Here is a 23,965-nt window from a genome sequence, read left to right on the forward strand (position 1 = left end):
TGATATCAGTCAATGGAAGTTGGGCCAGGCAAGATGCATGGCCAAAGCAAGGCGGCTCAGGACTAGCCGTCGAGCAGGATCAGGGCCAGATCTTTCCTGCGCAGCACCAGGCTGACGCGGCGGGTTTTTATTTCTATGGGATCACCCAATGGTGCGACGCGTACCACTTCAAAAGACGAGCCCGGCAGCATGCCGAGGGATAAAAGTTTTTGGCGATAAGCCGGGCCGATTTCATTGGCGAAGCCGGCGATCTTATAAGACCGTTTAGGCAGAAGATGCATGTAACCTTCTCTAAGCCCAGGCTATTGGGCTGGTGATGATAAAAGAACGTTCCAATGGCAGTCCCGAGATAAAAACCACGAGCTGCCGACGCTTTCAATCCATGAGGCAATGCAGTGAACACGCAAAATAATAATAGTGAGAATAATTATCGTATTCAATACAAAAAATAGGGGTATTGGTAACCAAAGGTTGTGGCGATCACATTTAGAGAATGCAATTGCCTGACAGCGCTATTTTTATCACCCAGCCTGGTGGGGTGCAAATGCGAATGGTGAGTTAAATCAGTTACGTATTTGTAGTGAATTTTTCCGGTTTGAAAAAAGTAGTGACAGATTCGACAGCTTTGATTCGGTGACGTCAATATCGGTATTTATTAGGCAACATATTGCCGGCTGAATACGAGCGCTAAGCATTTGTGTTTCGCTGAGAAATACCGGAATGAGAATTTAATGTTAATAGAGATGTTAATAAATGGCTATTTAGCGTGGCTTTCAGGCTTAAAACCGGAATTATCAGGGCTGTCGGCGGCAGCGAATAAAAATGCGGGTTTATTGAGGCGGGTCAAAAAATGATGAGGGTATTTAGCGGAAAAGGGAGGGGTTAACCCCCTCCCTGTGCCTCATGCGTTTTCTGCTGGCCGCCTGACTACGACTTTCTGCCAAAGGCCGCCGCCAGTGCGTCACCCATGGCGCTGTTGCCTGCCGAGGTGTTAGCGCCACGCGGTTTGGACTTATTGGCCTGCGGTCGCGAGGTGTTGTCCTTGGCCGGTGCTGAATTGCCACCGCGCCGTGGGGAACCTTCACCCGGTTGCTCGTCCAGACGCATGCTCAATGCAATGCGTTTACGTTGCAGGTCCACTTCCATCACCTTCACTTTGACGATGTCACCGGCTTTCACCACGGTGTGCGGATCTTCGACAAACTTGTCCGCCAGCGAGGAGATATGCACCAACCCATCCTGATGCACGCCGATATCAACAAAGGCACCGAAGTTGGTGACGTTGGTGACCGAACCTTCCAGGATCATTCCCGGCTGCAGGTCGTTGAGGGTTTCCACCCCTTCGGCAAAGGTTGCGGTTTTGAATTCCGGACGCGGATCGCGGCCCGGCTTCTCCAGCTCCTTCAGGATGTCGGTCACCGTCGGCACACCGAACTTCTCGTCGGTAAAGTCGCTGGCCTTCAGGCTGCGCACCGCCGCCGGGTTGCCCATCAGATCCTGCAGAGCCTGATGAGTTGCGGCCAGAATGCGTTCGACCACCGGGTAGGTTTCCGGGTGAACGGTCGAGGCGTCCAGTGGGTTGTCGCCGTGGTTGATACGCAAGAAGCCGGCGCACTGTTCAAAGGCTTTCGGCCCCAAGCGACTGACTTTCAGCAGCTGTTCGCGGTTGCTGAAGCGGCCGTTTTCGTCACGCCAGGTGACAATATTCTGCGCCATCATGCGCGTCAGGCCGGCTACGCGGGTTAGCAGCGGCACCGAGGCGGTATTCAGATCCACACCGACGGCGTTCACGCAGTCTTCGACCACGGAATCGAGCTTTTTCGCCAGTTGGCTTTGGCTGACGTCATGCTGATACTGGCCGACGCCGATGGATTTCGGATCGATTTTGACCAGCTCGGCCAGCGGATCCTGCAGACGACGTGCGATGGATACCGCACCGCGCAGCGAGACGTCGAGGTTAGGGAATTCCAGCGCCGCCAGTTCGGAAGCGGAGTACACCGAAGCGCCGGCTTCGCTGACGATCACCTTTTGTGCTTTGACTTCGCTGAACTGCTGTTGCAGGTCGAGGTAAAAACGTTCGGTCTCGCGCGATGCGGTGCCGTTGCCGATGGCGACCAGCTCCACTTTATGCTTGATGCACAGGGCGGCGACGATGGCGGCGGCTTTAGCGGCCTGACCGGTGTGCGGGTACACGGTGTCGGTGGCGACCAGCTTGCCGGTAGCATCGACTACCGCCACTTTGACCCCGGTACGCAGGCCCGGATCCAGCCCCATGGTGGCGCGCATACCGGCCGGTGCCGCCATCAGCAGGTCATGCATGTTACGGGCAAAGACGTTGATCGCTTCGTCTTCCGCGCGTTCGCGTACCGTGCTCATCAGCTCGGTTTCCAGATGCAGCAGCACCTTGATACGCCAGGTCCAGTTGACCACCGCTTTGCGCCAGGCGTCCGCCGGAGCATCATTCAGGCGCAGATCCAGGTGGCTGATGATGATCTGCTCCGCCTGGCTTTCGCGTGGGGCTTCTTCAAACTGCGGATCGGCATTCAGCGCCAGCTGCAGTACGCCTTCGTTACGGCCGCGGAACATGGCCAGCGCACGGTGCGATGGCACCTGGGCAATGGGTTCATGATGATCGAAATAGTCGCGGAACTTGGCCCCGGCTTCTTCCTTGCCTTCCACCACTTTGGACACCAGGTGCGCATGTTTCCACAGGTAGTTACGGACCTTGGCCAGTAATGCGGCGTCTTCGGCGAAGCGCTCCATCAGGATATAACGCGCGCCGTCGAGGGCGGCTTTTACGTCCGCTACGCCCTTGTCTGCATTAACGTAACCTTCGGCCAACTGTTCAGGTTGCTGCTGAGGATCCTGCCACAGCGTGTCCGCCAGAGGCTCCAGACCGGCTTCAATCGCGATCTGGCCGCGGGTGCGGCGCTTCGGTTTGTAAGGCAGGTAGAGGTCTTCGAGTTCGGTTTTGCTTTGCGTGGCGGTGATCGCCGTCGCCAGCTGTTCGGTCAGTTTGCCCTGCTCGTCGATCGATTTAAGGATGGTCTGACGGCGGTCTTCCAGTTCACGCAGATAACCCAGGCGGGTTTCCAGCTGGCGCAGTTGGGTATCGTCCAGACCCCCGGTGACTTCCTTACGATAGCGTGCAATAAAGGGCACGGTATTACCTTCATCCAGCAGACGGATGGCGGAGTCAACTTGCTCCGGCCGGGCCTGCAGTTCTGTTGCAATAATGCGGCTCAGTGGGTCATTCATAAGTCTGGTATCTGTTGAGAACGGTTGGTAAACAGGGGGACAGTTATACGGATTGCGCGGGGAAAATGCCAGTGGAGCGGGCCGCCTCTCGACAGTCATAGCGCGTAAAGCGGCCTGTACTGCGGCGGCGGGCGGTCGCTCGGAAAAAACTGAAATCTTATTTTACGTACTCGATCTCATTCACGTACCACAGGGCATCGCCGACTGGCGTATTAACGGTGGCGGCATCACCCACTTCTTTTTTAAGCAGCGCGCGGGCCATGGGCGAATCGATGGAGATGTAGTCTCGGCGGCCAAAAATCTCGTCATAGCCGACGATGCGAAAGCGTTTAGTGTCGCCGTCCTCGTTTTCCACTACCACCCAGGCACCGAAAAACACTTTGCCTTCCTGCTGCGGGGAGTAATCGACAATCTTTAATTGCTCGAGGCATTTGGTCAGGTAGCGTACGCGGCGATCGATTTCCCGCAGCCGTTTTTTGTTGTACTGATAATCGGCATTTTCACTTCTGTCGCCGAGGCTGGCTGCCCAGGTCACTTTTTTGGTGACCTCTGGCCGATCTTCGCGCCAGAGAAAGTCTAATTCCTGCTTTAGCTTGTCGTAACCTTCGCGGGTTATCAGCTGCGTTCTCATCGTGGTTCCGCCTTTAGGGACATATCAAAGGGAAGGACGTCATTGCGTTGGCAAAGTGTCGCATAAACTCGCATCGGGCTGTAGGCTGCTGTTGCACAATCCAATGAGCGTTAATCATCGGCCACGCGCAAAATTGCCGGTGCTGGCGTTTCTTATCGCCCCGGCTGAGTTACACTGCCGAATCAGCCGTCGGGTATGCCGCCAGCCAAAAGACGCAGTGCTTCTAAATTTAACCTATGCGCATCGGGATTTTGGCGAATCGTCGCGGGCATTTTGATGAAAATTGTTGATAAATGGGCAAAAGAATAAGCTTTGTAACAATTTCGTCTAGAATATATACCATTAAACGCTGTCCGAAATGACAGGGTTTTTTAACAATATTCACGTCAGGCAATAAAGCCTTTGGGAGTAATACAATGCAAGAGAATCATAAGATTCTGGTCGTCGATGATGACATGCGCCTGCGTGCGCTTTTAGAGCGTTATTTAACCGAACAGGGTTTTCAGGTTCGCAGCGTAGCCAACGCTGAGCAAATGGATCGCTTGCTGACTCGTGAATCATTCCATCTGATGGTGCTTGACCTGATGTTGCCGGGCGAAGATGGTCTTTCCATCTGCCGCCGTCTGCGCAGCCAAAGCAACCCTATGCCGATCATTATGGTGACCGCCAAAGGTGAAGAAGTCGACCGTATCGTTGGCCTGGAAATCGGCGCTGACGATTACATCCCAAAACCCTTCAACCCGCGTGAATTGCTGGCCCGCATCCGTGCGGTGTTGCGCCGTCAGGCCAATGAACTGCCGGGCGCTCCTTCACAGGAAGAGGCGGTGATCGCCTTTGGTAAATTCAAACTGAACCTCGGCACCCGCGAAATGTTCCGCGAAGACGAGCCTATGCCGTTGACCAGCGGCGAATTCGCAGTGCTGAAGGCGCTGGTGAGCCATCCACGCGAACCGCTTTCGCGCGACAAACTGATGAACCTGGCCCGCGGCCGTGAATACAGCGCCATGGAACGCTCCATCGACGTGCAAATTTCTCGTTTGCGTCGCATGGTCGAGGAAGATCCTGCGCATCCACGCTATATCCAGACCGTTTGGGGTCTTGGCTACGTCTTCGTCCCGGACGGCAGCAAGGCATGAGACGATTGCGCTTTTCACCGCGTAGCTCGTTTGCCCGAACCCTGCTATTGATCGTCACCTTGCTGTTCGTCAGCCTGGTGACGACCTATCTGGTGGTGCTGAACTTCGCCATCCTGCCCAGCCTGCAGCAGTTCAATAAGGTGTTGGCCTACGAAGTTCGTATGCTGATGACCGACCGGCTGCAGCTGGAGGATGGTACTTTGCTGGAAGTGCCACCGGCGTTCCGTCGCGAAATCTATCGCGAACTGGGCATTTCTCTCTACACCAATTCTGCGGCGGAAGAGAGCGGTCTGCGCTGGGCGCAGCACTACCAATTCCTCAGCCAGCAAATGGCGCAGCAGCTCGGCGGGCCCACCGACGTGCGAGTGGAAGTAAACAAAAACTCACCGGTGGTGTGGCTGAAAACCTGGCTGCAACCGGATATCTGGGTGCGTGTTCCGCTGACTGAAATTCACCAGGGCGATTTCTCGCCGCTGTTCCGCTATACCCTGGCGATTATGCTGTTGGCCATAGGTGGCGCCTGGCTGTTTATCCGTATTCAGAACCGCCCGCTGGTGGAGCTTGAGCACGCCGCTTTGCAGGTGGGAAAGGGCATCATTCCACCGCCGCTGCGTGAGTATGGCGCATCGGAAGTCCGTTCGGTAACGCGGGCCTTTAATCAGATGGCGTCGGGCGTCAAGCAGCTGGCAGACGACCGCACATTGCTGATGGCCGGGGTGAGCCACGACCTGCGTACGCCACTGACGCGTATCCGTCTGGCGACCGAGATGATGAGTGCCGAAGACGGCTACCTGGCGGAGTCGATCAATAAAGATATTGAAGAGTGCAACGACATCATTGAGCAGTTTATTGATTATCTGCGCACCGGCCAGGAGATGCAGACAGAAATCAGCGATTTGAATAGCATTCTGGGCGAAGTGGTGGCTGCCGAGAGTGGCTATGAGCGGGTGATTGAAACCGCTTTGGCGCCGGGCGAACTGATGATGAATGTGCATCCGTTGTCGATCAAGCGTGCGGCAGTGAATATGGTGGTGAATGCGGCGCGTTACGGCAACGGTTGGATCAAAGTCAGCAGCGGCCGTGAGCTGCAGCGCGGCTGGTTCCAGGTGGAAGACGACGGCCCGGGCATTAAACCGGAAGAGCTGAAGCATCTGTTGCAGCCATTTGTTCGTGGTGACAGCGCGCGCAGTACCAGCGGGACCGGGTTGGGCCTGGCTATCGTACAGCGTATTATCGATGGGCATCATGGCGCACTGGATATCGGCACCAGCGAACGCGGTGGGCTGTTGATTCGGGCTTATATTCCGTTACCGATGGAGAAAAAAGAGTCGGGCAATGGGCATCAGAACCCGAAGGACAGCGCGTAATCTTTTTGTCTGGGGGCCGCAGTTTGCGCCCCCGTCAGGACTTCCTGCTCATCACGTAGTATTCCGCTGCCTCTTCATGCAGACGCCGGCCCGTCGTGGCCTGCCAGGGATCGATTAACTCAATGCCGCAATGGATAAAGTTTTGGGTATTGCGCGTGGCCAGGGTGGCACCGTAATGCAGGCAGGTGGCGGCGATTTGGGTATCGACGATGCCCATTAACCGGCCCTGACGCTGATTTTTCTCCATAAGTTCCGCGTATTGCAGCGCGCAGAGTGTATCAAATGGCAGGGTTTGCTCATCAAATCTAATCTGCACTGCCTCCGCCAGCTTGTGTTTGAATTCGCGCTGCCGTTTCCCATCAGGCATACAGGCAACGCCACTGAACAACTCGGCGAGAACTATCGCACTAAGATAAAGCTCATCATTGTCTTTTTCATTCAGCCATCTGATGACGTTATAGTGCGGATTGGGGCGCAACGTTTCTGAAACCACGTTGGTATCGAGAATAATCATAATTGGTCATCGTCGTCGTCAAAGGTGACAATACGCGGCGGCGTGGCATCGCGCGGTGGGATCTCCAATTCAACCCCGCCCAACTCGGCAAAGTGTTGATGCATCCAAGTGCCTAACCCATAACGCGGCGGCTTTTTCAATAATGCCTGTTTCAAAATCATGCGAGCTTCCTCCTCCATGGAATGGCCATTTTTTGCTGCCGAGACGCGCAGCAACTCCTTTACTTCGTCGTCCAGATTTCTGACGGTTATGGTAGCCATTGAAACCTCCGTTGCTATCAATGATTGCACTGCATTATTATCTCTTTGCGTCGTTCAAGAAACAACCAATAAAAATAAAAAAAGGCGTGATATCCACGCCTTAGCTGAAGCTGTAAAAGGAAGCTATTACAGTTTTGGACCGGCGCTGACCAGCGCTGCACCCGCTGGAGTGTCGGTGTATTTGTCAAAGTTGGTGACAAAACGCTCTGCCAGATCCTGTGCCTTCTCTTGCCATTGCTCAATGCTGGCGTAAGTGGCGCGCGGATCCAGGATATCCGGGTTGACGCCCGGCAGTGAGGTTGGCATCGCCAGATCGAAGATAGGCAGGGTAATGGTTTCTGCCTTATCGATTTCACCGCTGAGGATCGCATCGATAATACCGCGAGTATCTTTGATCGAAATGCGTTTACCGGTGCCGTTCCAGCCGGTGTTGACCAGGTAGGCCTGGGCACCCGCAGCCTGCATGCGCTTCACCAGGACTTCGGCGTATTGCGTTGGGTGCAGCGACAGGAAGGCTGCGCCGAAGCAGGCGGAGAAGGTTGGGGTCGGCTCGGTCACGCCGCGCTCGGTACCGGCCAGCTTGGCGGTAAAGCCGGACAGGAAGTGGTACTGGGTCTGGTTGGCGGTCAGGCGAGAAACCGGTGGCAACACGCCGAAGGCGTCCGCAGTCAGGAAAATCACCTTGGTGGCGTGGCCGGCCTTGGAAACCGGCTTGACGATGTTCTGGATGTGATAGATCGGGTAGGAAACACGGGTGTTTTCGGTTTTAGAGCCGTCGTTGAAATCAATCGTACCGTCGGCCAGCACCGTGACGTTTTCCAGCAGCGCATCGCGTTTGATGGCGTGATAGATATCCGGCTCGGCTTCTTCGGACAGCTTGATGGTTTTGGCGTAGCAACCGCCTTCGAAGTTGAACACGCCGTCGTCATCCCAGCCGTGTTCGTCATCGCCAATCAACTGGCGTTTTGGATCGGTGGACAGGGTGGTTTTGCCGGTGCCGGACAGGCCGAAGAACACCGCCACGTCGCCTTTTTCACCCACGTTAGCCGAGCAGTGCATGGAAGCGATGCCTTTCAGCGGCAGCAGGTAGTTCATCATGGAGAACATACCCTTTTTCATTTCGCCGCCGTACCAGGTGCCGCCAATCAACTGCATGCGTTCGGTCAGGTTGAAAGCGACAAAGTTCTCCGAGTTCAGGCCCTGTTGCTGCCAGTTCGGGTTAGTGCATTTGGCGCCGTTCATCACCACGAAGTCCGGTTCGAAATCCTGCAGTTCTTCTTCCGTCGGGCGAATGAACATGTTTTTGACGAAGTGCGCCTGCCAGGCCACCTCGGTGATAAAGCGGACTTTCAAGCGTGAGTCGGCGTTGGCGCCGCAGAAGGTATCCACCACAAACAGGCGTTTGCCGGAGAGCTGCGTGGTGACCAGCTGTTTCAGGTCAGCCCAAATTTCCGGACTGAGGGGTTTGTTGTCGTTTTTGCCTTTACCCTGATCGGCCCACCAGACGGTGTCACGGGTGATGTCGTCACGGACGATGTACTTATCTTTCGGGGAACGGCCGGTAAAAATACCGGTGTCGACGGATACAGCACCCAGCTTGGTTACGACCCCACGCTCATAACCTTCCAGAGATGGGTCTGTTTCTTCCTTGAACAGCAAGTCATAACTCGGGTTGTGAACGATTTCGCCGACGTTATGAATCCCATAAGCGGCCAGATCCTGAGGGGTTATACCTTTAACACGCATGTCACTACTCCTTGGTCACAGAATTTCTGGCGCCAATTGTAGGGATTCAGCAGCGAGTAACCGCGATAGGTATCAAATATTTAACGTTTTAGTCGGTTTTTCGTTACGATCTGAGAGATAGCACACGGAAAAAAGCAAACGTGCAAACGAGGTGAATGAGCGGGCGCAGGGCGCGCCCGCCGATATGGGGTGCTACTTAGTGCAACTGATCGCTGTCACCGGTGTTACCGGTGTACAAGGCGGCAACGTCTACGGCGTCAAACACATAGTGATTGCCGCAGTAATCGCAGTGCATATCGATATTGCCATCCTGCTCCAGCATTTGGGCCACTTCGTCGGTTGGCAAGGTGACCAACGCATCAGCGCAGCGCTGACGTGAACAGGTGCAACGGAAGATCACGTCCTGTGGTTCATACAGAGTGACTTCTTCCTGGTGATACAGACGATACAGCACTTCGTTGGCTGGCAGGCTGAACAGCTCTTCGCTTTTCACCGTGTTGGTCAGTTGTACCAAATGATCGAAATCATCGGCATTGCCGTCCTGTGCCGGCAGCACCTGCAGCAACATACCGCCCGCGGCCGGTTGGCCTTCGAACTCGCCGGTGCGAATGAACAGACGGGTTGGCAGCTGTTCGGACTGGCGGAAGTAAGCCTCAAGGCATTCGGCCAGCGTTTCGCCTTCCAGTGCCACTACGCCCTGATAGCGCTCGCCTTCGGTTGGCGCGATGGTGATCACCATGACGCCGTTGCCGATCAACTGATGCAGCGTGCTGTCATCGGCGATTTCGCTCTGTACGCGCGCTACGCCACGCATTTCCTGGCGGTTGTTGCCGTTAATCACGGCCAGCTTCAGCGGGCCATCACCCTGCAATTGTACGGTGATATCGCCGTCGAACTTCAAGGTTGCGGTCAGCAGGCTGGTGGCCACCAGCAGTTCACCCAGCAGTTTTTTAACCGGCGCCGGATAATCATGGTTGTTCAGGACCTGCTGATAGGTTTCGCTGACGGTAACCAGCTCACCGCGCACCGCGTAGTTTTCAAACAGGTAACGGTGCAATTGGTCATGGTTAGACATAGTTTTCTCTCATTGCGGCGAGGGGTTATTCCTGCTCACCAAATTTAAATTTAATCAGGTCGCGCCGCTCTTTCTTGTCCGGACGGCGGTCCGGATGCGGCATGGTCAGCGCATTCATCTTGCGTGCGAGCGCCACTTTCTCTCGATTGGCGATGCTGGCTTCGGTTTCCTGATACATCTGCTGCGCCTCGTCGGCGCCGCGCCGTTGGCTGGCCAGAGCCAGAACGATCACCGTGCGTTCATCGTTACCCTGACGCAGCTTGATCTCGGCATTGAGCTCGACATTCTTGCTCGGCTTACCGCGCTGTCCGTTATAGTGCACCTTGCCGCCGTCGATCATGTCCCGCGCCAACGCGCGGGTTTTGTAGAAACGAGCCGCCCAAAGCCATTTATCCAGCCGGACCGCGTCGTCCCGTGTTTCCTTATCTTTCATTGCTCCCCCTTGGCTAACGCCGGTATCAACAGGCGGTAGTCGCGCATTGCCGGGTAGTGTCGAAAGGTTTTCTCCGCCATGCTGGAGTCCGGATTCTGCACGCCCAGGCAATAGCGAATACCGAAGGTGCGGGCAGCATCCAGAATAGGTTCACCGTCGTCGACGAACAGGGTGCGTTGCGGATCAAATCCGGTGTGTTGCTGCACGGCCTGCCACAAACGCTGATCTTCTTTCGGATAACCAAATGTGTGGGTAGAAAGTAATAAATCAAGGTGGCGATCCAAACCGGTATGCTCAATTTTTACCGCCAGGCTGTGCGGATGGGCGTTGGTCAACAGGATAGTCCGGTGACCTGCGGCTCGCAATGCCTGCAAAAAGGGCTCGGTATCCTCACGCAGGCGGGCTCGGCTGCCAACCTCAGTGGTCATGCGGTAAATATCAAGATCCAGCCGTTCGCTCCAGTAGTCGAAGCAGTACCAGTTCATGGTGTGCTGCACCGCCAAATATTCCTGGTGAATGATTTTACGCGCTTCGTCGAAGGGAATAGCACGCTGCTCGCTCAGGGCTTGTGGCACCAGGCTGAGCCAAAAGTGGCTGTCGAACTCCAGATCGAGCAGGGTGCCGTCCATATCCAGCAGCACGGTATCAATTTCACGCCAGTCAAACTCGGGAACCATGAAAACTCCATAGGCGAACCGTCGGGGGTCCGCAGGATAAGGGGAATAGCGTTAGCGTAGCATAAGCGGATGACAGGAAGCAGGCCTGCGAACGACTCAGGGCATTGGCCGCAATGACATCGGGGAGAGCTGCGGGTTAAAGCAGCTTTCGTAATAGCGCTGGATATCGGCGGTTCGGTGCTGGTTGATGCGGCGGCGCTGCACCAGTCGCCAGGTGTTGTAACCCAGAACGACGGCGACCGTCAGCAGCAGCAGGCTGGTACCGAGATAGCGCCACAGGGTGATGATATCTGGCTCGCTGTGCAGCGCAATATGGCGTGTACCGTTGGCGTCGACGCTGATACTGGTGATCACGCCCTGAGCTTCAAACGGCGTATGCAGCAGCATGCTGGCCAGACGTTGCAGTTCATTCCATTGATCGAGCGCGTTGTACTCGTTTAAGGGGACCGCAGGCTGTGGGTGATTGACCAGCTGTTTGCCTTCATCGCTGCTGATCAGGAACCCGCCAGGTGGAGGGCTGTTGAGCGCGGCGGCGGCCTGCCGGGTTTCGCTGTAGACAAACGACGATGCGGCAACCTTGGTCAGGCTTTCCAGCGATTCGGCACTCACCGGGCGCAGCAACACGTTGACCCCCTGCAAAGCGCCCGACTTGGCGCGTTTCACCAGGGTAGCCCAGTTTTTGACGTTACCCAGGTTCACCAGGGCGTTTTTCAGCCGAACGCAGTCGTTGTCCGCCTGGCACAGATCCTGCGTTTTCAGCACGATATCGGAAAAATCATCCAATAGGATCATGCCGGATTTTTCAATCGCGCTGGCCAGCTGCGGGTTGAGTTTCTGATCGGTACCATCGGGATGCAACTGAGTATTGACCGTCGCCAGCAACGCTGAAGCTTTGTCGATGACGTCTGATTCCGGCTGCGGCAGGGGGGCTGCGTTGTTCCAGTAAATGCCTGAGCAGTCGAAAGGCATAAAGTTGGAGGTGTGCGAACCGCTGACCGGTGGCGGCACATAACACATACCGTTGCCTTGAGCTTTCAGGGTATCGCCGATGCGCAAGGTGGCGCCTTCGAGAGCCTGAACGTTGGTCACTTCGATTTTTTGCGCGCCCTGCAGCCAGGCCATGCTCAGCTTAAGCGGCAGACTTAGCGGAATATAGGTCAGCAGCAGCACCAGCACCAAAAACGAACTGGCCATCAGCACCGCGTTTCTGCCCCACTGCTGCAACGGGAAGTTTTTCACCTCATCATGCAGAGAAAGGAAGCGTCCCTGGCGCAACACCTGGCGGTTAAGGTAGATATCCACGTCGGTGGTCTTGCCCAGATCCTGGGTGATATAAGGCTGCCAGTGCGGCGGATAAATCAGATCGATGATGCCGAGAGAGATATTGCTGATCTGCCCCTGATTAGATTCGCCAAACAGCCCCCAACGCTTGGGGGTGCCACGCAGGCAGTGCACTTCTTTCAGTTCGCGTGATGTCGGCCGACGGAACAGATTCCAGCAACCCCAGGCGATCATCAGCACGGCGACCACTATCATCCAGGGAATGACCACCACCGGGCTTATCAGGCTGAAGAACAGCAGCAGCAGGGCTGCCGAGATAACGGCGGCTTCCTTGATGCCGTTCGGGCGAGTCAGCGCATGTTCTTCCGGCGTTTCCTTGCGGATATTCACCAGCTCGACATGCTCGCTCTCTTCCTTGCGAATGGAGGCATTTTGGCTCGGGGCTGCTTTCACCACCGGCGGTTGCGGCCGATCGTGAATATGGTCTTTCAGCGAATGCCCGTTGAGGGAGATGACCAGCGGTAACGTCTGGGTTCTGATCACTTCCACATGGTTATCGGCGCTGATGTACTGTTCCCAGAACGGTGGCAGATGCACCTCTTCGGCGTCCAGATAATAGCGCCACTTGTTGGGTTCATCGCTGGCCAGCCCGTAGCGGGTAATGGCGTGGGTAATGGGGTAGACGTTGTCGCTTTGCGGAGTCAGCGCCAGCTTGGCGGAAGGCAATGAGCCGTTACCGGGCAACAGTTTGTTGCTCAGCTTATTTTGCTGGCCGAGATAATGCTCGACGGCGGCGCGCTCTTCGCCGGTCAGTTTACGGTGTGTGGGTTTGATAAAGGGCAACGCGCGCGTGAGCAGCGGCTGATTGCGGGCTTTAAACCAGAGATACAGGCCGGCGGCAATCAGGCAGGCAAGCACTAAGGCCAATATCAACACTATTGTGCTCATGCTATCCCCATCTTGGACCCGTGAACCTCACCAACCTGATGAATCGTGGCGCATTATACGCAGTCAAATCACCAAGAGACACCCTGAACAGTGACGGGAGGAAAGATTCTCCGCCGGGATCTCATTTATTGATAATAACTGCCCGTTTTATCGCCATGTCTTACCTGCGTGATGATAGCAATCGGGCTCTTCTATCGGTATCGGCATTATCTTATTTTAATGCACTCTTTTTTACCCGAGAAAGACAGAAAATCGGCAGGTGCTGGCTACAGTTGTTAAAAAAAAGTAAATTACTGCTTGTGCTCGTTGCGGCAAAGGTTCTCATTAACGCACAATGTGATCAAGATCGGTTTTGGTCAGCGTTTGAGCGCAAGTGAACTGCGCGTCACGCCAATCATTATTCTGGTTATCTGCGTCATCACGCCTGATGTTGTGGCCTGCCGCCGGATAACTCATTTGAGGCAATCATGGATAAACACCTGCAAAAACCTAAAATTCTGAAAGTTGAAATGGTCGCACGTTCGCGTTTATTTAACGTTGAGTCCGTCGATCTGGAGTTCAGTAACGGTGTACGGCGGGTGTATGAGCGGATGCGGCCCTCGGACCGTGAGGCCGTGATGATTGTGCCGGTGATTGGCGATGACTTGCTGCTGATCCGTGAATATGCGGTGGGTACCGAATCTTATGAGCTGGGGTTCCCCAAGGGGCTGATCGATCCCGGTGAGGGTGTGTTGGAGGCGGCCAACCGTGAACTGATGGAAGAGGTGGGGTTTGGCGCCAAACGTTTTGATTTCCTCAGCAAGCTGACGATGGCCCCTTCGTACTTTTCCAGCAAAATGAATATCGTGCTGGCGCACGATCTCTACCCGCAGAGTCTGGAAGGGGATGAGCCGGAGCCCTTGCCGCAGGTTCGCTGGCCGATTGCCGATATGATGGCGTTGCTGGCCGAACCGGATTTCCGTGAGGCGCGCAATGTCAGTGCGCTGTTCCTGACCGAGGCATTTTTACGCGGTTCACGTTAATCGTTGATTGCTAGATAAAAAAAGGGCCAGATTTCTCTGGCCCTTTTTTGTTAGAACAGCTCGTGGCTCTCGCCGCCGGGATCCGTCAACGTCGTGCCGGTATCTCGCGATGGGTAGTCCGTTGGCTGAGTCCCTTCGATGAAGTACTCGGAGCGACTGCCGCCGCCGCCGCCAGAAAGCTTGCCGCTGCTCTTGTCGATGGTGACGCTGATGATGCCCGGTGGTGGAGTGACCTTCTGTTCCGGAATGCCTTCCAGCGCGGTTTTCATAAAGTCGTCCCATGCCGGCTGTGCACTCTTCGCACCGCCTTCGCCGCCGGAAACCTGATCCGGTATCGCGCCTGAAGCCGTAGCGCGGCCAAGATCACGGCGATGGTCATCAAAGCCAATCCATACCGAGGTCACGGTATCCGGGCCATAGCCGGAGAACCAGGCATCTTTCGAGCTGTTGGTGGTACCGGTTTTGCCGCCGATATCACGACGCTTCAGGTCACGGCCCGCACGCCATGCGGTGCCCATCCAGCCCGGTTCGCCGAAAATGTTACTGTTCAGCGCGTCATGCATCAGGAACGCCAGCGGGGTGCTGATCACGTGTGGGGCATACTGCTGATCGCCATCCTGGAGCACCTGAGCCGGAGTCACCTGCTCCAGTTGCGGCATCGGCACGCTGCCATTCTTGCCTTCCTGCGACGTAGCGACATTTTCAATATTGTCTTCAGAAAGTACGGCGGAACGGTGGGTATCACCGTAGATCACCGGCAGGTTACAGCTGCTGCAGACAATCTTCGGCTTGGTTTCGAACACCGTGTTGCCGCTATCGTCTTCAATCTTGGTGATAAAGTACGGATCCACCAGGTAACCGCCGTTGGCCAGAACCGCATAGCCGCGCACCAGTTGCATAGGGGTGAACGATGCGGAGCCTAACGCCAGCGATTCGGTGTGCACGATGTTCTGTGCCGGGAAGCCGAAACGCTGCAGATATTCTGCCGCATAGTCGACGCCCATCGCACGCATTGCACGCACCATCACTACGTTCTTCGACTGTCCCAGACCCTGACGCAGACGAATTGGCCCATCGTAGGTTGGCGGTGAGTTTTTCGGTCGCCAGTCGGTACCGGCGCCCGGATCCCAACGGGTGATCGGCAGGTCATTCAGGATGGTTGCCAGGGTCAGGCCCTTGTCCATCGCGGCGGTGTACAGGAAAGGTTTGATATTGGAACCGACCTGACGCAGCGCCTGGGTAACGCGGTTGAACTTGCTCTGGTTGAAGTCGAACCCGCCGACCAGCGCCTTCACGGCCCCGTCATTCGGGTTGATCGACACCAGGGCCGAGTTGACGTCCGGCACCTGTGACAGCCACCAATTTTCGCCCACCTTACGTACCCAGACTTGCTGACCGGCCTGCACTACGTCGGTGACGCGTTTCGGCGTTGGGCCCTGCTGAGTATCTGATTTGTAAGGACGCGCCCAACGCATGGTCGCCATCGGTAGCGCAATGTGGCTGCCGTCAGCCATCATCGCCGTCGCTTCTTCGGCGTTGGCCGAGACAATCACCGCCGGAGACAGCGGGCCGTAGTTCGGCAGATTCTTCAGCGAATCGACGATCTGTTTTTGATCCCACGCCGCTTCACCGACTTTCCACAGCACGTTGGACGGGCCGCGGTAACCGTGGCGCATATCGTAGGCCAGCACGTTGTTACGTACCGACTCCTGCGCCGCCAGCTGCAGCTTTTTGGTGATGGTGGTGTAGACCTTGTAACCGTCGGTATAGGCGTTGTCGCCATAACGCTTGATCATTTCCTGACGCACCATCTCGGAGAGATACGGGGCGGAGAAGCTGATTTCCGGTGCATGGTAGTTGGCCACCAGTTCTTCGCTACGGGCCTGATCGTACTGCGCCTGAGTGATGTAATGCTCATCCATCATGCGCGACAGCACCACGTTGCGGCGCGCGACGGCGCGATCGTGGGAGTAAAGCGGGTTGAAGGTAGACGGTGCTTTCGGCAAGCCGGCGATGGTCGCCATTTCGCTTAAGGTGAGCTGGCTAACGTCTTTACCGAAGTAAACCTGAGCCGCGGCACCCACGCCATAGGCGCGATACCCCAGATAGATTTTGTTCAGGTACAGCTCGAGAATTTCGTCTTTGCTCAGCATCTGTTCGATGCGAATCGCCAGGAAAGCTTCCTTGATTTTTCGCATCAGGGTGCGTTCCGGGCTTAAGAAGAAGTTTCTCGCCAACTGCTGGGTAATGGTACTCGCCCCCTGGGACGCATGGCCGGAGACCAGCGCAATAGAGGCGGCACGGAAGATACCGACCGGGTCGACGCCGTGATGCTCATAGAAGCGGCTGTCTTCGGTAGCGATAAACGCATGCACCATAACCGGTGGAATTTGGTTCAACTTCAGCGGAATACGGCGTTTCTCACCGTATTGGGCGATCAGTTCGCCGTCGGCGCTGTAAACCTGCATCGGTATTTGCAGCCGCACATCTTTCAGCGTCGCAACGTCAGGCAACTGTGGCTCGACATATTTGTACAAGCCAAAGATCGAGGCTGCCCCCAATACGATGCAACACACTGCAAGGATTAGTAAATACTTTACGAACTTCACCTGAGATTTCCCATTTTCATGTCATTTGGGCAGTTTATAAACAACCGCGCGGTAGTATAAAGGCAAGCCTGCAACATGGATATGTTCTTTTATCATCTGACGATATGGAGGTCGGGCGAAATATGTTCACTCAAGCATGGCAGGTGGGGCTGGATATACAAAGTGGCTGCATTCGCGCCCTGGCGGTACAGCGGCGCCGCAACGGTTGGCAACTGCGTCACTGGTGGCAACACAGTCTGCCGCAACCGGTGTTGCGAGAAGGCTGCCTCGAACACCCCGAGCTGCTGATTCAGGCGCTGCGACAATGGCGAATTCAGTTACCAAGACATATTTCCTTACGCATTGCTTTGCCCGCTCAACGGGTTTTACAGCAGCAGATGCCGCTGCCGGACGCCAGGCTGAAAGAGCCGGCTCGCGGTGAATACATCACCAACCAGGGATTAAAACAGTTCCCGCTGGATAGCCAGTCGCTGGCTCTGGATTACCGTCCATCACCGGCAGACGCTGCCACTTTGCTGATTACCGCTGCGCGGCAGCAAGAGGTGGAACAGTGGCTGCATTGCTTGCACCAGGCCAATTTGCAGCCGCAGGTAGTCGATATTACCCCTTGCGCGCTTCGCACGATGGCGACAGCGGCAGGCGTGTCGACCGAAACCGGTTTGCTGCATCGCCTCGAGCTGGAGTGGTTATGGGTCGCATCACCTTCTACGTCCTTTGCCTATGGGGTTGTCCCAATGGTGGAGGCCACAGAGGCGGGTCAGGCGCTGGCGGCAATGCATGCCGCCTGCCCGCCACTTGCTACGCAGCAAATTTACTATAGCAGCGTGCTGGATGAGCTGCCTCCGCCAGGATGTTTGTCCTGGTCTCCATTTAGCGCTTTTAGTCAACTGCGTCCACCGCAGCCCCTTATACCGGCGGCATTTGTATTAGCCGGGGGTTTGGCGCTGCGCACAGAGGACAACTAGCTGATGTATCAGGTTAATCTTTTGCCCTGGCGCACTCGAGCTCAGCGTCGGCGCGCCACTTTCTGGTTGCGCCTGTTGGTGTTGCAACTGGCGCTGGCTGCGGCGGTGCTGACGGGGGTTTTGGGATTGTTAAACCGTCAGCAGGATCAACAGCATCTGGCACTTTTGACGTTGGTCGGGCAGCAGACGGAATTGACGGAACGTTTTCAGCAACGGCAACGGGCAATGGCTCGCCTGGCAAGCTTAACCGCGCAGGTGGAGCAACAGGGCATAAATGGGGTGCACAACCGACGTTACCTTCAATTGCTGCAACAGCTGTCGCCCCTGTTGCCCGCAGCGTTGTGGCTTATCGCATTGGATACTAATGCACAAAATATCCGTCTGCGGGGCCTGAGCCGCCGTTATGAGGCGGTGACTCAGTTTGAACAACGGCTAGTTGCGTTGCCGTTGTTGCAGCACGGCCGCCTGACTGAGGTGGTGCAGCGTCAGGATGGTTTGTTTTCATTTACCCTGACGGCACAGTGGGGGCGGGATGAATAAGCCTCTACCGCACTGGCTAACGAGATGCTTGAACCTGCCGGGGTGGAAGCTGTTGCTGATGCAGTGGCTGGCGTTGAGCGGCCCGATCCTGTTGTTCGGCCTTCTGCTGCTACAGGGCAAATGGCAGCAACTGGGGCAGACCCAGGTGGAGCGGCAACGCCTAACGCAACAAATGTCTCCGCTGTGGGCACAATTGGCCCGGATGCCGACAATGGAGGCTCTCAATCAACAACTGCAACAGATTAAGCCCTCACCGGTGGCTAATGAAGCGTTGCTGGACGTATTGCAGCAAGTGGGGGCCGGGCTGCAACGCTGGCAGCAGCAGGAAAAAGCCTCGCGGCAAGCCCTACGGCTGCATCTTGAGTACGGCAGCTTATTAAGGCTGCTGGAAAAATTGCCCACCAAGCTACGCATCGAACAGATGACTGTTGAAACGCAGACGGAGGGGGTGTCGGTGCATTTCACTTTCCAGGATGTGGCTGAGGCTGTGCGGGTTGCCCCCTATGAATAAAAACCTTGGGTTCTGGCTGTTGTTGCTACCGATGGCGCTGCTGGCGCAGCCACGGGATCCTTTTCGACCGCTGCCTTCCCCCGACTGTCCTGCCGCGGCAGAGTCGCCGGTGAATTGGCGATTAAAAGGTACCCTCGGACACGAGAAGCTGCGTTTTGCCTGGATAGTTACGCCGGGCGGAAAGTGGTTGCGAGTCAAACCCAGCCAAACGCTACTGGCTGGGCGTTGGCAGGTTGAGCAGATACTGGAGCGGCAAGTGACGTTAAGCGCGGTTCAGAGTAATCCGGCCTGTTCGGTTGCCGAGGATAGGGTGGTGTTGGCGTTGGGAAAGCATAAGGAAGAAAAATGAAAGGATGTCGTTGGCTTGCAGTTTTGCTGTGGGGGAGTGCATTCGCAAGCATAGCACAGGAGCCTGACCCCATTTCTCTGGAGTTTCAGGATGCGCCTGTGGCTGTGGTATTGCAGGCGCTGGCGGATCATCAGCAGCTTAATGTCGTCACCGCCGCAGGCGTGGGGGGAAACCTGACGCTGCGGTTGGATAAGGTACCCTGGCGGCAGGCCCTGGCCGTGATTTTACGCATGGGGAAACTGACTATGACGCTGGAGGGCAACGTGATGATGGTGTTTCCCGAACCAAGCGAACAGGAAAAGCAACGACAACAGCTGGCTTTAGCGCAAAAACAGCCATTACACAGCGTGACCCTGCCGCTGAATCATGCCGACGCGACGGAGATTGCTGAAAATCTGAATGCTCAGGACGGTACCTTGTTGAGTGAGCGGGGCAGCCTGGTGGCGGACAAACGCACCAATGCCGTGCTGCTCCGCGATACCGCACCGATAGTGGCGTTATTGACGCAGCGGATCGCGGAGATGGATGTGCCATTGGCGCAGGTGCAGTTAGCGGCGCATATCGTCACTATTAACAGCGAAAGCTTGCGGGAGCTTGGTGTGCGTTGGGGGCTGGCGCCGGACGAGCGGCCAGCAAAGTCGTGGCAATTGGATGGCTTCAACGTGGCGTTGCCGTTGGATCGCAGCGCCGTCAGCGCCGGTTTTCATCTGGCACGAATCGGTGGCCGTTTGCTCGATCTGGAACTGATGGCGCTGGAACAGGAGAACCGGGTGGAAATTATCGCCAGCCCGCGCCTGCTGACCGCTAATCTGCAGACTGCCAGCATCAAGCAAGGGACGGAAATTCCCTATGAAGTGAACAGCGGTGCCAGCGGGGCGACATCGATAGAATTTAAAGAGGCGGTGCTGGGCATGGAGGTGACGCCAAAAATTTTGCCGAATGGCCGTATTACCCTGACGTTGCAAATCAGTCAGAACATGCCGGGGCGCTCCATCAGCCGCGCGACAGGCGAGACGCTGGCGATAGATAAGCAGGAGATCAAAACCCAGGTGACGGTGAAAGATGGCGAAACCATTGTTTTGGGCGGCGTATTTCAGCGCCATAGCGCCCAGGGGGCAGATAAGGTGCCCGGTATTGGCGATGTGCCACTGCTGGGATCTTTGTTCAAACAGAGCAGCAAGCAGCATAAACGGCGTGAGCTGGTGATATTCATTACTCCGACATTGATTAAGGCCTGAGCGGCAATGTGTCAGGTTCGTGGAAAATCACCTAAAGTTGATGAGCAGATGCACTTTTTTATCGCCTTGGGGGCATCTGCGTTTGACGCTGCGACCGATTTAGCTTACAAGGGTTACCGAATTGAGCACCGAGGTTTTTTTGTTAGCGCCAAGACGCCGTTAAAAACGTATGGTTTCCCTCCTGCGGCGTGGATTGCGATTTATTCGGTTGCCAAACTACCAAGAGTGTTGAGATAATTTTCCGTCTGATCTCGCACTATCGTTCATGAGGTTTCAGTTTAGGTCCCGCCGCTGATTTGATTGGCGGGGCGGGTTAACATTAACGAATTGTCTTAGTAATACCGAAAAACATGGCAGAGAAACGCAATATCTTTCTGGTTGGGCCTATGGGTGCCGGCAAAAGCACTATTGGCCGTCAGTTAGCTCAGCAACTCAATATGGAGTTTTTCGACTCCGATCAAGAAATTGAGCGACGTACCGGAGCTGACGTGGGCTGGGTATTCGACGTGGAAGGTGAAGAAGGTTTCCGCGATCGTGAAGAAAAAGTCATTAATGAACTGACGGAAAAGCAAGGCATCGTGCTGGCTACCGGCGGCGGTTCGGTTAAATCGCGTGAAACGCGTAACCGTCTGTCGGCGCGTGGCGTAGTGGTGTACCTGGAAACCACTATCGAGAAGCAATTGGCCCGAACCCAGCGCGACAAAAAGCGTCCGCTGCTGCAGGTTGATTCTCCTCCGCGTGAAGTGCTTGAAGCGCTGGCGAAAGAGCGCAATCCGTTATACGAAGAAATTGCAGATGTCACCATCCGCACCGACGATCAAAGCGCCAAAGTGGTTGCCAACCAGATTATCAACATGCTGGAAAGCAACTGATTGCGGTTTCCGTGTTCGCCACGGCAAATGCGGAAAGACTGATTGTGTTCCCCGCAGTAGCGGGGATAAACCACACTGAGAACTGAGCGCGACATGGAGAGAATTACCGTAACGCTTGGGGAGCGCAGCTACCCGATTACCATAGCCGCCGGATTGTTCAACGATCCGGCTTCTTTTATGCCGCTGAAGGCGGGTGAGCAGGTTATGCTGGTCACCAACCAAACCCTGGCGCCACTCTATCTGGACCACGTCCGGAAGGTGCTGGAACAGGCTGGCGTCATGGTGGATCAGGTGATTTTACCTGATGGCGAACAGTACAAATCTCTTGCCGTGCTCGAGCAGGTGTTCTCGGCGCTGTTGGAAAAACCGCACGGTCGCGATACCACGCTGATTGCCCTTGGCGGCGGCGTGGTAGGCGATCTAACCGGTTTTGCCGCCGCGTGTTATCAGCGCGGAGTCCGCTTTATTCAGGTCCCTACCACTCTGCTGTCGCAGGTGGACTCTTCCGTTGGCGGTAAAACCGCCGTCAATCATCCGCTCGGTAAAAACATGATCGGTGCCTTCTATCAACCCGCTTCAGTCGTGGTTGATCTGGATTGCCTGAAAACCTTGCCGGCGCGTGAGCTCTCCTCTGGTTTGGCTGAAGTGATCAAGTACGGGATTATTCTCGATCGCGATTTCTTTGTCTGGCTGGAAAACAATATTGATGCTCTGGTGGCGTTGGACATGCAGGCTTTGGCCTATTGCATCCGCCGTTGCTGTGAACTTAAGGCTGAGGTCGTTGCCGCTGACGAACGCGAAAGCGGTCTGCGTGCGCTGCTGAATTTGGGCCATACTTACGGCCATGCTATCGAAGCCGAAATGGGCTATGGTGTATGGTTGCACGGTGAGGCCGTCGCTGCCGGCATGGTGATGGCGGCAGAAACCGCGCACCGTCTCGGTCAGTTCTCCGCCGAAGATATTGAACGTATCAAAGCACTGTTATTACGCGCTGGCTTGCCGGTGTGTGGTCCGCAGGAAATGGCACCGGAATCTTATTTGCCACATATGATGCGCGATAAGAAAGTACTGGCCGGTGAACTGCGTCTGGTACTGCCGACGGCCATTGGCCAGGCGGAAGTCCGCGGCGGAGTTGGGCATGAAATGGTGCTTGCTTCCATCGCAGCTTGCCTTCCTGCAGGGAATGCCTAAGTAAATCGGACGAAGTAACAGTGGCTTAGCCGCCGTTTACATCTATATTAATTATGTGCAAAGCAGGCATGGCGTCGCTTTGACATCATCGGGTTAATCTGCCCGTGCCACGGTAGATCTACAGTGGTGGGCTTTTGCCTCTAGTTGGAGGGTTTCAGATGGATGAGTTTAAACCGGAAGACGATCTCAGACCTGATAGCAGCGATCGTCGTCCTGCACGTTCGCGCAAACCGGCTCCGGGACCGCGTTTTGCCGTTTCGCGTCAGCATTTAATGATTGGTATCGGTATTTTGGTGCTGTTATTGCTGATTGTCGGCATTGGCTCGGCGCTGAAAGCGCCAACCAAGCATGAAGCGGCCCAGGAAGGCGCGCAAAATGGCGCGGCCAAAGACATTAACCTGTCCGGTTCTTCGTCGCTGACGGCCGGTAATTCCGGCGTTCCGGGTGGTACTACCGACACCAATGACAATAACGGTGTGAGCAGCAGTTCGCAGCCGCAAACCGTCAGCGTTCCACCGATCGCCAGCACCCCGACGGAAGCGCAACCGCAGCCACAGCAAGGCGGCGCGCAGCAACGGGTCGATTTACCGGGCAATATGTCGGACGCGCTGTCGGCCCAGCAAGGGCCGGTTGATACCGCGGCGCAGGGCATGACAGGGCCGGCTTCGACCCTGCCGACGGCTCCTGCGACGCTGATGAACGGCGCAACGGCGAAAGAAACCGTACGCCCGGTTCAGGGAACGGCGCCACAGCAACACAAAACGCCGGCAAAAACAGCCAGCAAGCCGACGGCTACGACCTCGCAGCACAAAACGCCAACCACGGTGTATACACCGGCGCCGACCTCTTCCGCCAAAGCGGGAGCGGCAAGTGCCAAGGCGGGAGCCGTGAGCGGCAACGCGGGTTCGCTGCAATCTGCACCGGCAGGCCATTACACTCTGCAACTGAGCAGTGCCTCGCGTTCCGATACGCTCAATGCTTACGCCAAGCAGCAGAAACTGCAGCATTATCTGGTGTACGCAACCCAGCGTGACGGTAAACCTTGGTATGTGCTGGTGAGTGGCAACTATGCCTCTTCGGCAGAAGCGAAGCGCGCAATCGCGACGCTGCCAGCGGATGTTCAGGCGAAAAAACCATGGGTTCGACCTGTACGCCAGGTACAGCAAGATCTGAAAAAGTAACCCGGTAGATTTCAAGCTGCATTCAGTTGGCGAAGGCAGGGATTTCAGACATTTAGGGGCGCAGCATGCTGCGCCCATGTTAATCGGGGCACGCAATTTAGCCCGCGACAGATGACTGAAGTGGCCTGGAAACAGGCTGAACAACCGTGCGTGGCCAGCGA

Annotated in this window: 23 protein-coding genes; 12 read left to right on the forward strand and 11 right to left on the reverse strand. The window is 55.8% G+C overall.

What is annotated here, in order from left to right:
- Positions 1-62: 62 nt before the first annotated feature.
- The 3 genes from feoA to greB form a co-directional block, all read right to left on the reverse strand.
- A complete protein-coding gene (gene feoA / locus AC1RKC_RS21370; protein WP_020837362.1) occupies positions 63-281 on the reverse strand; it encodes a ferrous iron transporter A in 219 nt (72 codons plus the stop codon).
- Positions 282-927: 646 nt separating this feature from the next.
- The gene (locus tag AC1RKC_RS21375) at positions 928-3,258 is read right to left on the reverse strand and encodes a Tex family protein (protein WP_046372471.1); all 2,331 of its coding nucleotides are present in this window, start codon (positions 3,256-3,258) and stop codon (positions 928-930) included.
- A 157-nt stretch (positions 3,259-3,415) separates the two neighbouring features.
- Positions 3,416-3,889 carry a transcription elongation factor GreB gene (gene greB, locus AC1RKC_RS21380; RefSeq protein WP_020837359.1) on the reverse strand — a complete coding sequence of 158 codons (474 nt, stop codon included), beginning with the start codon at positions 3,887-3,889 and terminating at the stop codon, positions 3,416-3,418.
- Between the two features lie 416 nt (positions 3,890-4,305).
- Here greB and ompR point away from each other — a divergent pair, with 416 nt between their 5' ends.
- Together ompR and envZ are read left to right on the forward strand one after the other, a co-directional pair.
- Positions 4,306-5,025 carry an osmolarity response regulator transcription factor OmpR gene (gene ompR / locus AC1RKC_RS21385; protein WP_004709363.1) on the forward strand — a complete coding sequence of 240 codons (720 nt, stop codon included), beginning with the start codon at positions 4,306-4,308 and terminating at the stop codon, positions 5,023-5,025.
- Positions 5,022-6,392, forward strand: coding sequence for a two-component system sensor histidine kinase EnvZ (envZ, locus tag AC1RKC_RS21390; protein WP_046372472.1), 1,371 nt, complete (start codon positions 5,022-5,024; stop codon positions 6,390-6,392). Before ompR ends, envZ begins: the two co-directional genes overlap by 4 nt.
- 34 nt (positions 6,393-6,426) lie before the next feature.
- Here envZ and AC1RKC_RS21395 read toward each other — a convergent pair whose 3' ends face one another.
- The 7 genes from AC1RKC_RS21395 to AC1RKC_RS21425 form a co-directional block, all read right to left on the reverse strand.
- Positions 6,427-6,906, reverse strand: coding sequence for a type II toxin-antitoxin system VapC family toxin (locus AC1RKC_RS21395; RefSeq protein WP_046372473.1), 480 nt, complete (start codon positions 6,904-6,906; stop codon positions 6,427-6,429).
- Positions 6,903-7,166 (reverse strand): FitA-like ribbon-helix-helix domain-containing protein, encoded by a 264-nt coding sequence (locus tag AC1RKC_RS21400; protein WP_046372474.1) that lies wholly within the window; start codon positions 7,164-7,166, stop codon positions 6,903-6,905. Before AC1RKC_RS21400 ends, AC1RKC_RS21395 begins: the two co-directional genes overlap by 4 nt.
- A 126-nt stretch (positions 7,167-7,292) precedes the next feature.
- Positions 7,293-8,912: a phosphoenolpyruvate carboxykinase (ATP) gene (gene pckA / locus AC1RKC_RS21405; RefSeq protein WP_020837351.1), complete on the reverse strand. Its 1,620-nt coding sequence runs from the start codon at positions 8,910-8,912 to the stop codon at positions 7,293-7,295.
- 196 nt (positions 8,913-9,108) lie between these two features.
- Positions 9,109-9,987, reverse strand: coding sequence for an Hsp33 family molecular chaperone HslO (gene hslO, locus AC1RKC_RS21410; RefSeq protein ID WP_020837350.1), 879 nt, complete (start codon positions 9,985-9,987; stop codon positions 9,109-9,111).
- A gap of 25 nt (positions 9,988-10,012) precedes the next feature.
- The gene (gene hslR, locus AC1RKC_RS21415; RefSeq protein WP_020837348.1) at positions 10,013-10,420 is read right to left on the reverse strand and encodes a ribosome-associated heat shock protein Hsp15; all 408 of its coding nucleotides are present in this window, start codon (positions 10,418-10,420) and stop codon (positions 10,013-10,015) included.
- Entirely contained in the window at positions 10,417-11,097 is a 681-nt protein-coding gene (yrfG, locus tag AC1RKC_RS21420; protein WP_046372475.1) for a GMP/IMP nucleotidase, read from the reverse strand. The genes hslR and yrfG overlap by 4 nt, the downstream gene beginning before the upstream one ends.
- A 96-nt stretch (positions 11,098-11,193) precedes the next feature.
- A complete protein-coding gene (locus AC1RKC_RS21425; RefSeq protein ID WP_129941689.1) occupies positions 11,194-13,326 on the reverse strand; it encodes an intracellular growth attenuator family protein in 2,133 nt (710 codons plus the stop codon).
- A gap of 467 nt (positions 13,327-13,793) precedes the next feature.
- On the opposite strand from AC1RKC_RS21425, the gene nudE reads away from it, so the two are divergent.
- Complete coding sequence (nudE, locus tag AC1RKC_RS21430) at positions 13,794-14,348, forward strand: ADP compounds hydrolase NudE (RefSeq protein ID WP_493092725.1); 555 nt, start codon at positions 13,794-13,796, stop codon at positions 14,346-14,348.
- 50 nt (positions 14,349-14,398) lie between these two features.
- On the opposite strand, the gene mrcA is transcribed toward nudE, so the two are convergent.
- Complete coding sequence (gene mrcA, locus AC1RKC_RS21435; protein WP_041415065.1) at positions 14,399-16,957, reverse strand: peptidoglycan glycosyltransferase/peptidoglycan DD-transpeptidase MrcA; 2,559 nt, start codon at positions 16,955-16,957, stop codon at positions 14,399-14,401.
- 122 nt (positions 16,958-17,079) lie between these two features.
- Between mrcA and pilM the strand changes: the two genes are divergently transcribed.
- The 9 genes from pilM (at position 17,080) to AC1RKC_RS21480 (ending at position 23,804) form a co-directional block, all read left to right on the forward strand.
- A complete protein-coding gene (gene pilM, locus AC1RKC_RS21440) occupies positions 17,080-17,922 on the forward strand; it encodes a type IV pilus biogenesis protein PilM (protein WP_046372477.1) in 843 nt (280 codons plus the stop codon).
- A gap of 3 nt (positions 17,923-17,925) precedes the next feature.
- On the forward strand, positions 17,926-18,462 hold the full coding sequence (locus tag AC1RKC_RS21445) for a PilN domain-containing protein (RefSeq protein WP_046372478.1): 537 nt from the start codon (positions 17,926-17,928) through the stop codon (positions 18,460-18,462).
- Entirely contained in the window at positions 18,455-18,973 is a 519-nt protein-coding gene (locus AC1RKC_RS21450; RefSeq protein ID WP_046372479.1) for a hypothetical protein, read from the forward strand. Before AC1RKC_RS21445 ends, AC1RKC_RS21450 begins: the two co-directional genes overlap by 8 nt.
- A complete protein-coding gene (locus AC1RKC_RS21455) occupies positions 18,966-19,322 on the forward strand; it encodes a HofP DNA utilization family protein (RefSeq protein WP_046372480.1) in 357 nt (118 codons plus the stop codon). Before AC1RKC_RS21450 ends, AC1RKC_RS21455 begins: the two co-directional genes overlap by 8 nt.
- Entirely contained in the window at positions 19,319-20,560 is a 1,242-nt protein-coding gene (hofQ, locus tag AC1RKC_RS21460) for a DNA uptake porin HofQ (RefSeq protein ID WP_071844529.1), read from the forward strand. The genes AC1RKC_RS21455 and hofQ overlap by 4 nt, the downstream gene beginning before the upstream one ends.
- A 6-nt stretch (positions 20,561-20,566) precedes the next feature.
- Positions 20,567-20,797, forward strand: a complete 231-nt coding sequence (locus tag AC1RKC_RS21465; protein ID WP_020837331.1) for a hypothetical protein — start codon at positions 20,567-20,569, stop codon at positions 20,795-20,797.
- Positions 20,798-20,910: 113 nt separating this feature from the next.
- On the forward strand, positions 20,911-21,432 hold the full coding sequence (aroK, locus tag AC1RKC_RS21470; RefSeq protein WP_004391482.1) for a shikimate kinase AroK: 522 nt from the start codon (positions 20,911-20,913) through the stop codon (positions 21,430-21,432).
- A 93-nt stretch (positions 21,433-21,525) separates the two neighbouring features.
- Positions 21,526-22,623 (forward strand): 3-dehydroquinate synthase, encoded by a 1,098-nt coding sequence (gene aroB / locus AC1RKC_RS21475; protein WP_020837329.1) that lies wholly within the window; start codon positions 21,526-21,528, stop codon positions 22,621-22,623.
- 158 nt (positions 22,624-22,781) lie between these two features.
- Positions 22,782-23,804 carry an SPOR domain-containing protein gene (locus AC1RKC_RS21480; protein WP_261136691.1) on the forward strand — a complete coding sequence of 341 codons (1,023 nt, stop codon included), beginning with the start codon at positions 22,782-22,784 and terminating at the stop codon, positions 23,802-23,804.
- Positions 23,805-23,965 lie beyond the last annotated feature (161 nt).

It is taken from the genome of Serratia sp. GW822-FHT06E05, assembly GCF_058799445.1.